Below are 13696 nucleotides of genomic sequence, written 5' to 3' on the forward strand. Positions count from 1 at the left end.
AAAAATAGAAAACTAAATTGATAGACCTTTAATTTAACCACTACCAGTTTTCCCAACATCCTTCTGAATCAATACTTGCAAGTCTAATCCATCCATTTTTAACTTTTTGATGGAAAGCAACATCTTTCTTTAATAAACGCTCCACATATTCTCTAGGCGCTTGAATGACAATAAGTAATCGAAGAGGAGCATGATAGACCTTATAATCGGATTCCATAACAGATTGCCAAGGCAAGCCAGTTAACAAATCACTAGCAGTCCCCTGCATAACACCAAGACCTGCCGTCACGGTTTGCGTCCTTTTATTCCCGCTCCCATAATAATGGGGGGCAACAGTTGAGGCGTAATACTGCAGATTAATCCACTGTGCTACTGTTCCTGGTCCAGCGATAATATTAGAAAGAAGATTTCCGTTTTGATCCTGTTCCCAATCATAATTATGAAGAAACACTCGCCCTTCCAAATGGCAATCCTTAGTTAGTTGCCGCTTGCCAATTATAAAAGCAGCATTACGAGCCAATCCCCATTCGGGACGAATCTCACTCCAATCTTCTGCAAAACGATGAGCTTCCTCTGTCGGGTCTTTGAGATGAGATTTGATATTAGGTAATTGAGCTAGACGTTCTTCATTAGCATCATGGCTCACTTTAGGTAATACGGCCTTGATGCGTTCAAACGCGTCTTGAGCTTGATTTGAAAGTTTTGGAACATAAATCCACTTTAATTCGTCCACCGTCGTTTGGTGCTCAGCTGCAACAAAAACCGTTTCCTCTGGGATTTTTATCCCTTCCACTGAAAGTTTCTCTCTTACCTCCTGCAAGTTGCACAAAGTCGCTAAAACCCGTGCGTTGAATCCACCTGCCGCTCCACCGCAGGCCCCACATTCAAGAGACGCTGCATACGGGTTATTTAGGCTTTGGCTTCCATGCCCACAGATTACAACTAACGGTGCAAAATTCTTCGTAAGACCCATCATTTTGAGTGTTTGGCTTGCATAGCTTACTCTTTCTTCTTCAGTAAAGCCAATCGGAATCTCAGACTCTATGTCATGGTTGTTTTCAAGTTGAAGCTCGGTATCCGGTTTTTGTAACCACGTCTCTCGAAGTCGACGTATGAATCGACTGGCTACCCGTGGAATAAAACTCCGTGACACCATACTGAGACCAAGCCATGGACCACTGATCTCTGGTAAAAGTAAGCTTGCCAGGACATTTTGTTTCATTTTTTTAAATGTATAACCAGTCGAATCCACCACTTGTTTACGTTGTTGATAGGACTTCCGTTGAGTTTCATTTGAAGTCTCTATTATTTTATGTTGGGGGTTGTGCATAACTGGTAAAGAGGCATGGCAATGCTTGCTTCCCAATTCACTCGTTAAGATCGGTAAGCCAAAGAAACCCGCCACCCCAATCGTTTCAAAGGGTCCTTCCTTTTCCAGATGACGGCGAAAAGGTTCTGAACGCGTATCAATACAAAATGCCAATTGAGCTACTACCGCTTTCGCACTCTCTGCCTCCATTTGCCTTTTAGAGATTAGCTTCTCAGCTAATTGATTTTCAAAAGTTTGTTCCCAGGCTTCTAACCAAATCTTGTACCGAATCCTATTATTGAAGTGGTAGGCGAATTTTAAATAATCGATTTGTTGATGGTCTGACATTGTTGACCATTTTTTAATGGTAAGGCCTCCCCATTCGATCCAAGAGGCTAAAAGAGGAACAAGCTCTATTTTTTTCCCAACATTTTTTCTCGGTATGGGCAAGTAAGGCTTCATAAGAACCCATTCAATCGTAAGTCGAACAGCTAAATAATCGATTAGAAGCGATTGTTCATATGTGGATTGTTGGGAGCGCCAAAGCATCATTCCTGCCCAACCAGGTAAAGCAAGCAAATGGCCTTCAAGGTAGGTTTGCTTCTCTGATTCAAGAATATTAAGTGCTTTTAGCGCTGTATCTATTGCTGAATGGGCATCCTTAGGCCAATGTTTTAACCGCTCGCGCTGATATTTGGTTAATGCTGGATCGTACTGAATGAGTCGACGCCACGCACCATAGAAACCTTGATCACGACTTGGCATTTTCCAGGCTGCTTGTGCGTCATCAAGATACAACTTACACCACTTAATAACTAACTGATCAAGAATTTTTGCCAAAGTCTCGCCTTTTTTATGTTCTATATGCTCACTCATTGGTTGCATGGTATCGTTTTCTAAACCAGCTATACTCAAACGACCTATGGACTCTGCCATTTCTTTTAACTCTGGTGATGCCAATAGACTAGAAGGCAAAGAGTCTAATTTTAGAGAAGCTCTACAAAAACGCTCCGCCATATCCCTTGGTACATTAAATGAGTAAGAGTTAAGCCACTCTTCTAGGCCCTTTTCTAGAAAAATTCGATCAATCTCATCACGCTCTTTGGCTGATAGGATCAATGAAGGGCTAGGATATAGATCGACATCTTCAACCTTTTTTAACCAATCGGCAACCTGATCAAAGGTTAGTTCTTCTAGACCCTCCCAAGGATGACGGGCAGCAAATGTAGAAATTGGCGATAGGGGTACAATCACTCGACTCGCTAATTGAACACATTCGTCTAGACCGATCACTTTATAATCTGTTTTTCGTTCATCTTTTTTCCTTGTATCTTCTTTAGGTAATGTTGACGTTCCGCTCATGAGTGATAACCTCCCTTAGAAGATAATGTTTAAGGTAATTGGGGTGAACCTCCATCGCTTTTGATTGTCCTTCACCTAATTTGACTAACCAAAGGTAGAGGATAGCAAAGGCAATAGAAGAAGGAAAACGCCTCGCGAGTACGCTGATCAAACTGCCAAGTATTAAAAGACAACCGACAAAGATCACGACAGAAAGGGGAAGTTGGACACTTTGGTCAACGACAGTAGAATGTAACCACTTATAGAATAAGTGGTGGATCATAAAGTAAACGAGGGCAGAGCCTCCTAAAAGTGCAACACCTGCTAATCTTTCAATTCTCCCCTTGCCAAAAGCAACTAGTTGTGTCCAAGAAAAGGATAATGACCAGCCTAAGATTAGCGCATTCACCAAACCATACCCATTGCCAGAAGCCATCACCCAATATGCAATCCCTGCCAACAAGCCTAAAACCCAACCGAACATGGTCGATAAATAAGACGGCTTTTTATTAACGCTGCCGAATCCTTCATATGGATGGACAGCCGAACCAGATTGCAAAAATAGAGTTGCTTTGAACAGCCCATGTAATACAAGGTGAATAATCGCTGCCAAATAAGCGCCTAACGCACATTGAACGAGCATAAATCCCATTTGGGCAATTGTTGAACCCACTAATTGACGCTTATAGTCAACCTGGACCATACTAATTCCCGTTCCGATTAAAACAGAAATAGTAGAAAGAATAAGTAAAACAATTTGGGCTACCCCTCCATCAAACAATGGTGAAAACCGTGTAAGAATGATTCCACCTGCATTCACTAAACCCGCATGCATGATGGCAGAAACCGGAGTAGGGGCAGCTACTGATTCAATTAACCATCTTTGAAAAGGCCATTGAGCGGCTGGGATCATGACGGCCAAGATCAAAAGTAAATTTAGGACCGTTTTCTCCATTGATCCGAGTTGAGCCAAATTCCTATTAGTTAGAACTTCCGATAACTTCCAAGTTCCCGTGACATGAGACAACCAAACTATAATTAGTAAGAGTGAAAGCCAACTGACTCCAAATAAACACCCTGAAAGTGCTCCGGCAACATTCCTTACCTTCCATCCTCTATTTAAACCGATAAGTAAAGTTAACATGAAGAGCGTGATCCCCCAGCATACGATAAATAAACGAAGATCATCGCTTAGCCAAGTCATAGAAGCAGCACCGGTAATAATTGTATAAAGAGTAAAGTATTTTCGATACGAACGATCTCCCAATAAATAATGGACAGAGAACCGTTGAATAATTAACCCCACCGAAAGTATGAAACAAGCTAAGAACCAAGCAAGCGAATCGAGATGCCAAGGGCCTACGATCTCTTTCCCACTGGCCCTAAAAAAAGCCAAAATGGCCACTAGAGGCGGTAAAGCATTGATGCCGATATGAACCCGAACAAAACCTAAGGGAACATGATTAGATAGCATGATTAATCCACTTAATCCAGATAGAATAAGGGCGATGAAAAATAAGATAAGTAGTGGTGATAAACTAAGCGAATACATAAGCAAACCTCCGTCACTGATGACCGAATCCAAACTAAATATTTGAAGCAACTGTTTTATCCAATAAAAAAACCAACAATTTCAAAATTTAGTAGTTGTCACCACTAAAAATGAATTGTTGGTTTTTCTTCAACTGGCTTATTAAAAGGCCCTTTGAAGAACTCCCTTTTATTCTTTTATTTATAGTTTTTTCTCTAAGTTATTAAATAATTTAAAAACAATCAAACGTTCTCCTGTACGAGAACTTAGATCCGTATGAAAACTCTTCACTTCTTCTCCGGTTATCGTTAAAATGATTTCCTTTAAATCTGCTACACCTGATTCAACTAATTCATTTCGAGTTTTTTTAATAGATAGCATACCTTCTCTTGTTTCACAAACATTATATTCAGCAGGTGTTAATATACCATGTAAATAAATGATGATCATATCACGTAATATATCTGTCTTTACGGAAATAGACCCACGGCCCAAAAAATCCTTTTCCCATTGAGTGATGGCTTTACTTATTTCTGATTCAATGGACCCCTTTGTTTTAATCATATAGGCTCCTCCTCAAACAAAAAAAGGTATACTTCAAGACTACTTCCTTCTAGTCGTGAAATATACCGATTTATCTTATCCCTAATTTCTTTATGCAAAAAAACCTTTTCATACTACCAAGTTTAGATAAATTTAATAGTATGCTAAAGTTCTTTCCTGAATAAAGAAAAGGAAATATTATCTTTCGGATAACAATTTAATAAAATTATATCTAGAGATATTAATTTTGTCAATACTTCTCGTCCAAAGCAGCTATGAGGAGCAAATTATGTTTATTGCGGTATCAGGCTTATTGGATAAATAACAAGTTGCTCAAGAGGGTGCGCAATAAGCCTGTCATAACTACACATTCCATTCGTTAGTTTGAACGATCATAATTAATAAGTGATATAAGTGGCAAGATTATAATTAAGGTTAGATCCCTCCCTCAAATTCGTTGATTATGGACGTATAGCGAAAAATGGAATTCTGTCATTAACTCATTTTTTTTCGGTTAGGTAACTAATCGTACCAATAACAGCCCCTAATACGGCACCGCCTGCCACCTCTCTTGGTAAGTGTCCCAGCATTTCATTTAACTTCTTGTGACGAATATGATGGTAAACGCCAGGCTGTTCTCCTGATAAACGTTCAACTTGTAAGTCTAATTTATTTACTGCCATAGCAATCTCTCCAGCTTGTCTTCGAATACCCATCGCATCATACATAACAATTAAACTTAACAAGCTGCTAATTCCAAATTCTATTGAACCCAATCCTTTTTTAAAAGCGACATATGTAGATAGGGCGCTGCATGACGCGGAGTGAGAACTGGGCATGCTTCCTGTTTCTAAAAATTTTTCCCAATGCCATTCCCCTGTTTGGATATATTCCAATGGAATCTTTAGGAATTGCGCTGTCCCGATTCCTATAAGTGCTGTCATTAAAGAACGATTCACATAGAGTCACCTCAAAGATAGGATGAGAAACCTGCCACGTTTTTATACAAATTGGGAAGTAATGAAATGACTAATGTGGAGTGTCCTCTTTTGCGAAGTATACTGCACGTTTTTTCCACTTTGGAGCAAAGAGGCGGATTCTTAAATTAGAAAGAAAGTTAACATCTGCAGGGAAATAAAAAAGCCCCCACCATCGGACTATCCGAAAGGTTGAGGGCCAAATTAATTTAGTCACTCATGAGTTCTTCTTCTCTTTTTAAAATAAAAGATTATCCCTAAAACAATTAATACTAAAATTATAAATGGAGCAAATTCAGGCATTGCAAAAAGTGTTACAAACACATCTGAGAAAGCCATTATATCAAGGATTCCTAGTATAAAAACGGTCAAAATTATATATTGGAATTTATTATATATCATGAATAAGTACGCAAAACCCTTTCGGAACATTCATTCATCCCCCTAATTTATCCCCATTATATAATATTTATGGCTGAGAAAGGAGGGCAATTCGATAAACTTTTGATCAATAAGATGAGGGTTTTTTCGCCTTACATCATGCCGTACCTAAGGTTAGGGCTGTCTTCGAAAAATACAGTAAACCAAAGAGTTGATAATTCCCCTCCAGATCACGAAACATCACTAAGGCACCTACAACAACGAAAGCATCATCCTCATGATTAGTTTAAGAGCTTTCAGCTTAGGCCTGCGCAACTGTGTCCGCGTTGAAAACTTGTTCTTTGTGGATAGTAGAATAAATAGGGTAGAGAGCAGGCAAGAGGGGCGTTCATCAAGAGGATGAACGCCAAAATAAGTGGAAGAGGCAGCCGGAAGGGCGTTCATCAAGGGGATGAACGCCAAAATAAGTGGATGAGGCAGCCGGAAGGGCGTTCATCGAGGGGATGAACGCCAAAATGAGTGGATGAGGCAGCCGGAAGGGCGTTCATCAAGGGGATGAACGCCAAAATGAGTGGATGAGGCAGCCGGAAGGGCGTTCATCAAGGGGATGAACGCCAAAATAGAGCTGAGAGCAGTTAAGAAGGGCGTTCATCAAGAGGATGAACGCCGAAATAAGTGGATGAGGCAGCCGGAAGGGCGTTCATCAAGGGGATGAACGCCAAAAAGAGTGGATGAGGCAGCCGGAAGAGCGTTCATCAAGGGGATGAACGCCAAAATAAGTGGATGAGGCAGCTGTAAGGGCGTTCATCAAGGGGATGAACGCCGAAATAAGTGGATGAGGCAGCCGGAAGGGCGTTCATCAAGGGGATGAACGCCAAAATAGAGCTGAGAGCAGTTAAGAAGGGCGTTCATCGAAGGTAGAGAATCCCCATTATTCTTAAGAAAGTATGAAGGTTTTCATTTTTATCGAAAACAAAAACAGGTGTCGGTTTCCCCATATATTTCATCACCCGGAAATTAAAAGCAATAAAAATAGCCAACTCTATAAGAGAGCTGACCATGGATAAAAAATTTAAAAATACTTTTTATAAAGTTCGTCTATCCGTTTATAGGAAAAGCTCAGCATATAAAACACCGTATAAATCTGAATATTAACTCCGCCAAAGTTTAATAATAGAACTAAATCAATACGGAGATGATTTTATGCATTATAGAGAGTTATTAAATCAAATTTATGATAAAAAAAGTGAATTAAATTCACTTTTATCCATTTACTGGAATCATTATTCAAACCTAGGAACTTGGCAATTTTGGGTTATAGTTGCAACACTGATCTTGCCGCTTGTCTTGCTCTATTTTACAGTCGATAGAAGAAGAATTTTCGAAATATTTTTCTTTGGCTATACCATACATGTACTTTGGACATATTCTGATATTGTGCTCGAAAAATACAATCTATTTATTCACACCTATCTTTTAGCTCCATTTTTTCCAATTGCTCTTAATATGACTACATCCGTATTGCCCGTTGGATTTTTACTGGTCTATCAATATTGTACGAATCGCCAAAAGAATTTCTATTTATACACTTTAGTTTTAAGTGCATTTTTCTCCTTTGTACTCGGGACAATAGAATATCTTTTAGGCATGTCAGAGTTCAAAAATGGCATGAATGAGATGTATCTTTTCTTGATAGATGTCGTTGTAACATATGTTTCATATTGGTTTACAAAGTTCATAAAAAAATTAGTGCCACTCCAATAACATAAACGTGTACCCATTTGAACTGTTAATAAGTAAAGGACCGACATTAGTTGCCTTTCAATAGAAAGAGGTTGGGACAGAAGTAGTTGACGAATAGAAGAAACCGAACTTATTCACACCTTTTAACGTGATGAGTTCGGTCTTTCATTTATAAGTTAAGTCATTTATGAAATGCTCCGTCAAAATACGTCGCTTTCCACGGCCTCAGCCTCCTCGCCCGCGTAAAGCGAGTGCCTGTAACGGAAAATCAACAGCCCAATCTACTGCGCGCTGTTAAAAGGGGACTTTTTCAGTGGCCTCACATTTACGGTGACCGTATTTTTTAGAGCAACTTTTTCAAACACTCAATTCCCAAAATTTTTAACAATGAAAGCTTTTTCTTCAGATGGCGTTAACAATCGAGTGGCTTTACCGACATTACCTCCGAGCAATGCCCACATATCATTATGGTCTTGCACTGCGTGGCTGAAGTCACCATTTTGCCAGCGCTTTAAAATTTCAAGATAAAGGTTGCAATTAGCCTCATCATATTTGCCATTTTTTTTATTAAATTCAACAACTTTGATTAAACGATCGATTCGCGCTTTAGTGATTTCTAAAACACCCCATTTCTGATCAGCATAAACCAACTGGTGAGTCATTTCATGAATGTCCTCTTGAACGGTTTGCTCTTCCATATCCATTGGCATATCCTTCAAATAATTTTGAGAAGTGTCAGCATAAGTTTTCGCGACATACGTTTTAGCTTCTTTCTCCTTTTTGGTGGTTGGATGTTTCACCTCTTGAGCTGCTTGTTTCGCAGATATTTGGTGAGCAGAACTAAACCTCCAAATGCCAAGACCCCCAAGAATGATAATGGCTGCTCCTACAATTAACATAGGTAATAGGATGTTAATTTTCTTTTTCATCATTTTTCTCCCGATGGCAATGAGTATGTATATTCAGAATTATATCAGATTAAACTGCCATTAACAGGGAATGTTTTAATTCCAAAGTTGTCCTTAATTGGCACTTCACTCCCTAACCACTTGAACTTCGGATATATAAATTGACGAACTTACCTCACATAGGCTTGCCGGCCGAAAATTCCTGAAATACAAAATTTAACAACATAAAAAACCACTCCCTAAATTTAGGGAGAAGTGGTTTTTCTATTGAAAATCAATATTTACAAGAGGCTGAAAAAACAAGATTTTAGGCTCTCTTTCAAAGGTTTGGCTAAGACTGTTTTCGTAAGCTTTGTTGCTTTTTTACAGATTTCCCATTCATCTTCCACATTTGCACTGCAGAGTAGGCGGTGTACAGGATGACCAAAATAATGCACCCATAAAAAATGAGATTTAACAACGACCACATTTGGCCTTTTTGTCGATCTTGAAGCATTGCTTGGACTAACCATGCGAAACACGAAATAGAGGTCAAGGTATATAAGCGCGCTTTTGCTTTATCGTTCATTCTTCTCCCTCTTCCAAACTCCAAATTTCTTCATTACAGAAATACTTTTTAATTTTCGGGTCATCTATTGAATCTGCTTGGCAGTTAATAGTCAGTGGGCGAGTCCCATTCGCTCATTTATTAATGTTTTCTGAGCTTGGACATAATGTCTACCGCAACTGCTAGGAGTAGTACAAGACCTTTAATCGTTTGAATTAATGCAGAATCTACCCCCATAATCGACAATCCCTGGTTAATAACTCCCATTACTACTGCACCAATAACAACACCTGGTACCGTTCCAATACCACCTGTAACAGCAGTACCACCAACAAAGCAGGCTGCAATAGCATCAAGCTCGAAAGAAGTACCCGTTGCAGCTGATGCGGAACTCAAACGTGAGAGCATCGCAATAGCAGCAACAGCTGAAAGAAATCCCATGTGAATGAAAAGCGAAAAATCGACACGACGCGTGTTAATACCCGAAAGACGTGCTGCTCGACGATTTCCACCAATCGCGTAGACGCGACGACCAAACACTGTACGAGTCAAAATAAAGTTGTAAGTTAAAACAAGAACTCCAACGATAACCAACATAATTGGAATACCGCCTTGAGTAGCATTTCCAGAAGATGCAAATTCGAATGTAAGAGCAGCGATTACGACTGTTGCAATCGCAATTTTGATGTAAGTTGCGGTGATCGGCTCTGGAACCAATCCCACCTTAGCAACTTTGGTACGCTTACGAAGTTGAGTCCATGCAAAAGCGACAATAGCAAGGATTCCAACAACAATACTAAAACCATCAAATGGTCCCCACCACCCGAGAATATTTGGGAGATAGTTTGCCGCGATGGCATTAAAGTACGTATTGTTGACTGGGACAGATGCATTAATCATCGTGGTTGCAAGACCACGGAAGATAAGCATGCCCGCCAAAGTGGTAATGAAGCCTGGAATTCCAACAAAAGCAACCCAGAACCCTTGCCACACTCCTACGAGAAGGCCAATAAGTAATCCGACAATAATGGCTAAGAACCAATTCATATGTGCATTCTGCATGAGCAAAGCTACACAACCACCGATAAAGCCTACTAAGGAACCAACTGACAAATCAATATGGGTTGCAATGATGACCATAACCATACCAACTGCAAGAATAATAACGTAAGCATTTTGCTGAATTAATTGAACAATTGTATTCGGCTGGAGTAAAAGTCCTCCAGTCAAAATTTCAAATACGATAATGATGACGACAAGTGCACCAACAATTCCATATTGGCGAGCATTTGAAGCAAAAGAGGCTAACACTGCTCCTTTTTTAATACTTTCGTTATTCTGAGGTGTTAAATTTTCCTTTTTCTGAGGCTTTAAAGATTCTGAACTCATTTTTCTCCTACCTTCTTTAACTGAGTCTTTTCTTGAGTCATACCCTTCATGAGGTATTCCTGAGTAAATTTTGTTTTAGGGACATCGTCCGTGATGACGCCCTGACTGACTGTGTAAATACGATCACAAATACCAATAAGCTCAGGAAGCTCAGATGAAATAACAATGATTGCCTTGCCTTCATCCGCAAGTTGATCAATGATCTCGTAAATTTCGTATTTAGCCCCCACATCGATACCACGCGTTGGCTCATCAAGGATCAAAATATCTGGATTAGAAATCACCCATTTTGCTAAAACGACCTTCTGTTGGTTTCCGCCTGATAGATTAGAAACTTGTTCTTCAATGCTTGGGGTTTTGATATTGAAGTCCTTGCGATACTTTTCAACAGCAATACGTTCTACGCCATCATCCATGACACCATGCTTTGAGTGCTTGGTAAGAGCTGCCAGCAAAGCATTTTCGCGAATATTCTGCAAGAGATTGAGACCATACACCTTGCGATCTTCAGTTGCATAGGCAATACCTGCTTCAATTGCCTTCTGGACTGTCGATGTGTCAGTCTCTTTGCCACGCACATAGACTTTTCCTGACACACCTGAACCGTAAGTATGACCAAAGATGCTCATCGCCATCTCTGTGCGACCTGCCCCCATGAGTCCCGCAAGTCCGACAATCTCACCTGCACGCACATAAATATTGGCATGATCAACAATCACACGTTGCTGATCAAGTGGATGATGGACTGTCCAATTCTCCACACGAAAGATTTCTTCCCCAATATGGGAAACATGCTTGGGGTAAAGATTGGTAAGTTCGCGACCGACCATCTTATGGATAAGTTCATCTTGATCAAGTGGATTCTCTTTTGTATTCGTCATCCGACCTACCGTAGAACCATCGCGAATAATCGTCACATTGTCGGCAATCGCTTCAATTTCATTCAACTTGTGAGAAATAATTACCGATGTAACACCTTGGTTATCACGCAAATCACGAATGATTTGCAGTAAATGAGCCGAATCTTCATCATTCAAAGCGGCAGTGGGCTCATCGAGTAACAGAAGTTTAACTTCCTTCGATAAAGCTTTCGCAATTTCCACGAGTTGCTGCTTACCCACACCAATATCCATAATCTTAGTGTCCGGATTTTCTTGAAGACCAACTTGCTGCATCACCTTAATGGCATCAGCGCGAGTGGCTTCCCAATCGATCACACCATTCTTCTGACGCTCGTTACCGAGATATATATTTTCAGCGATTGAAAGGAATGGGCTCAATGCCAACTCCTGCTGAATCACTACAATGCCTAGTTCTTCCGAGTCCGTGATCTTTTTAAATCTGCATTCTTTACCATCAAAAATAATAGTGCCCGAGTATGTACCATACGGATACACTCCTGACAATACATTTATCAATGTTGACTTTCCAGCACCGTTCTCACCACAAATTGCATGGATTTCACCACGAGCAATCTCCAAATTCACATCAGTAAGAGCTTTAACAGGGCCGAAAGTTTTCGTGATGTTTTGCATCTGTAATATCATTTGGGAATTTGACATATTACACTCCTCGTTAGGAATCTCTCAAGATTTAAACAGATAGCTACTCGTAATCTTATAGCGACTTTGCTACTACAGTTCGCAAAGTCGCCATAAAATCTTCAATTTACTATTTAATAATCGGAGCAGCTATATCTTTCTGATATTGTGCTTCAGTAATGAATCCAACCTTAACTTCATAATGTAAATCTTTTTGGTCACCTGTTGGATTCTTAACTAATTCGTCTGACTTCAACAGCCAAGTTGGAACATCTTTCTTACCATTGTTCATAGGGGCATCGGTTGATGTTGGCTTCTTGCCGTCAGCAATTTGGGTCAAGATTGACGTTGTCTTATCTGCAAGTAGGGCAACATTCTTGAAGACAGTCTCTGCCTGTGCACCGTACGTAATGTTGGTGATACCGATATCCATCCCATCTTGGCCGGTGATAATTGGCCATGCAGATTTGTTCTGTGGATTTGAAGCAGAGAATGGAATAGATGGAGACATATCAGGACGTGCATTCTTGATTGACTTCATAACACCAAGTGAGATGGCATCATAAGGCGAAAGAACAGCGGCGAGTGGCTGTTGTCCAAGCTTGGTCATAAATGCATCCATTTGCTTTTGCGCTTGGTTTTGATCCCATGCGTGAACAGAAATCTTCTTCCAATCTGCATCTGTCGTGTCTTTGGTTACAAGACCTGATGGATCAACCAATTGTCCTGACTGGAAGTATGGCTTTAATAAATCCCAAGCCCCCTTGAAGAAATAAGGTGCATTGTTATCATCATCAGAACCAGCAAAAAGTGCGATGTTCAGGGGTTTAGTCTTACCACCGTTACCCTTTAGATCAAGTTTATTGATAATGGTATTTGCCTCGAGGATACCAGTGCGTTCAAGATTGAAAGTCACATAATAATTGACGGCTTTGGTATTCATGACTAAGCGATCATAAGCAATGACAACGTCACCTTGCGATTCCGCCTGCTCGACAGCCGGTCCAACAGCAGTGCCATCAACGGCTGCAACAACAATTGCTTTTGCACCAGCAGAAACCAGATTGTTGATATCATTTGACTGCTGTGATGGACTGTTATTTGCATACTCGAGCTTAGTCTTGAATCCTGCTTTTTGGAGATCCTTAACCAAATTGGCCCCATCAACATTCCAACGCTGATCTGCTTTAGTAGGCATGGAGATACCAACCAAATCACCTTTTTTAAGCGAAGGACTTGTTGATGTAGATGCTGAAGTACCACGGCTAGAACTGCTGCAAGCTGTCAACATGGCCGCACCAGCAATGGTTATAAAAGCCGTCTTTGCTAATTTTTTTAAATTCATTTTAAGTTTTCTCCTTTTTTGTTTGCAATTTTAATTTGAATTTTCCGATATTTAAAAACATGTTCTAAAAGTAATGTTCATCTTGAAAACGCTTAACTTCATTTGGTGGAAATGAGCGGTTAATACATTAAAAAGTTGATT

At 40.1% G+C, this 13696-nt stretch carries 11 protein-coding genes; 2 read left to right on the plus strand and 9 right to left on the minus strand.

From position 1 onward, the window contains the following. Window positions 1-40 precede the first annotated feature (40 nt). The 4 genes from PU629_RS20670 to PU629_RS20685 all read right to left on the minus strand — a co-directional run bounded on the left by PU629_RS20670 (window position 41) and on the right by PU629_RS20685 (window position 5683). Window positions 41-2671, minus strand: coding sequence for a DUF2309 domain-containing protein (locus tag PU629_RS20670; protein ID WP_275281909.1), 2631 nt, complete (start codon window positions 2669-2671; stop codon window positions 41-43). Beyond that, window positions 2646-4202, minus strand: coding sequence for an NADH dehydrogenase subunit 5 (locus PU629_RS20675; RefSeq protein WP_275281911.1), 1557 nt, complete (start codon window positions 4200-4202; stop codon window positions 2646-2648). Before PU629_RS20675 ends, PU629_RS20670 begins: the two co-directional genes overlap by 26 nt. 180 nt (window positions 4203-4382) lie before the next feature. Next, on the minus strand, window positions 4383-4745 hold the full coding sequence (locus tag PU629_RS20680) for a Na-translocating system protein MpsC family protein (RefSeq protein WP_275281912.1): 363 nt from the start codon (window positions 4743-4745) through the stop codon (window positions 4383-4385). Window positions 4746-5224: 479 nt separating this feature from the next. Then, the gene (locus PU629_RS20685; RefSeq protein ID WP_275281913.1) at window positions 5225-5683 is read right to left on the minus strand and encodes a divergent PAP2 family protein; all 459 of its coding nucleotides are present in this window, start codon (window positions 5681-5683) and stop codon (window positions 5225-5227) included. Between the two features lie 970 nt (window positions 5684-6653). On the opposite strand from PU629_RS20685, the gene PU629_RS20690 reads away from it, so the two are divergent. Together PU629_RS20690 and PU629_RS20695 are read left to right on the plus strand one after the other, a co-directional pair. Beyond that, window positions 6654-6797: a hypothetical protein gene (locus PU629_RS20690; protein WP_275281914.1), complete on the plus strand. Its 144-nt coding sequence runs from the start codon at window positions 6654-6656 to the stop codon at window positions 6795-6797. 488 nt (window positions 6798-7285) lie between these two features. After that, window positions 7286-7846 carry a hypothetical protein gene (locus tag PU629_RS20695; RefSeq protein WP_275281915.1) on the plus strand — a complete coding sequence of 187 codons (561 nt, stop codon included), beginning with the start codon at window positions 7286-7288 and terminating at the stop codon, window positions 7844-7846. 344 nt (window positions 7847-8190) lie between these two features. Here the strand turns inward: PU629_RS20695 and PU629_RS20700 are convergent, their stop codons facing one another. From PU629_RS20700 to PU629_RS20720, 5 genes are all read right to left on the minus strand, one after another. After that, complete coding sequence (locus tag PU629_RS20700) at window positions 8191-8754, minus strand: DUF6241 domain-containing protein (RefSeq protein ID WP_275281916.1); 564 nt, start codon at window positions 8752-8754, stop codon at window positions 8191-8193. 310 nt (window positions 8755-9064) lie between these two features. Next, window positions 9065-9301, minus strand: coding sequence for a hypothetical protein (locus PU629_RS20705; protein WP_275281917.1), 237 nt, complete (start codon window positions 9299-9301; stop codon window positions 9065-9067). A 120-nt stretch (window positions 9302-9421) separates the two neighbouring features. Beyond that, window positions 9422-10669 (minus strand): multiple monosaccharide ABC transporter permease, encoded by a 1248-nt coding sequence (mmsB, locus tag PU629_RS20710; protein ID WP_275281918.1) that lies wholly within the window; start codon window positions 10667-10669, stop codon window positions 9422-9424. Further along, a complete protein-coding gene (locus PU629_RS20715) occupies window positions 10666-12231 on the minus strand; it encodes a sugar ABC transporter ATP-binding protein (RefSeq protein WP_275281919.1) in 1566 nt (521 codons plus the stop codon). The genes mmsB and PU629_RS20715 overlap by 4 nt, the downstream gene beginning before the upstream one ends. A 109-nt stretch (window positions 12232-12340) precedes the next feature. Continuing rightward, complete coding sequence (locus PU629_RS20720; protein ID WP_275281920.1) at window positions 12341-13555, minus strand: substrate-binding domain-containing protein; 1215 nt, start codon at window positions 13553-13555, stop codon at window positions 12341-12343. Window positions 13556-13696 lie beyond the last annotated feature (141 nt).

The organism is Pullulanibacillus sp. KACC 23026 (genome assembly GCF_029094525.1).
Lineage (GTDB): Bacteria > Bacillota > Bacilli > Bacillales > Sporolactobacillaceae > KACC-23026.

Coding starts and splice junctions, on each gene's coding strand:
- PU629_RS20670 (WP_275281909.1), bottom strand. CDS start 2,671: ATGAGCGGAACGTCAACATTACCTAAAGAAGATACAAGGAAAAAAGAT.
- PU629_RS20675 (WP_275281911.1), bottom strand. CDS start 4,202: ATGTATTCGCTTAGTTTATCACCACTACTTATCTTATTTTTCATCGCC.
- PU629_RS20680 (WP_275281912.1), bottom strand. CDS start 4,745: ATGATTAAAACAAAGGGGTCCATTGAATCAGAAATAAGTAAAGCCATC.
- PU629_RS20695 (WP_275281915.1), top strand. CDS start 7,286: ATGCATTATAGAGAGTTATTAAATCAAATTTATGATAAAAAAAGTGAA.
- PU629_RS20700 (WP_275281916.1), bottom strand. CDS start 8,754: ATGAAAAAGAAAATTAACATCCTATTACCTATGTTAATTGTAGGAGCA.
- PU629_RS20705 (WP_275281917.1), bottom strand. CDS start 9,301: ATGAACGATAAAGCAAAAGCGCGCTTATATACCTTGACCTCTATTTCG.
- mmsB (WP_275281918.1), bottom strand. CDS start 10,669: ATGAGTTCAGAATCTTTAAAGCCTCAGAAAAAGGAAAATTTAACACCT.
- PU629_RS20715 (WP_275281919.1), bottom strand. CDS start 12,231: ATGTCAAATTCCCAAATGATATTACAGATGCAAAACATCACGAAAACT.
- PU629_RS20720 (WP_275281920.1), bottom strand. CDS start 13,555: ATGAATTTAAAAAAATTAGCAAAGACGGCTTTTATAACCATTGCTGGT.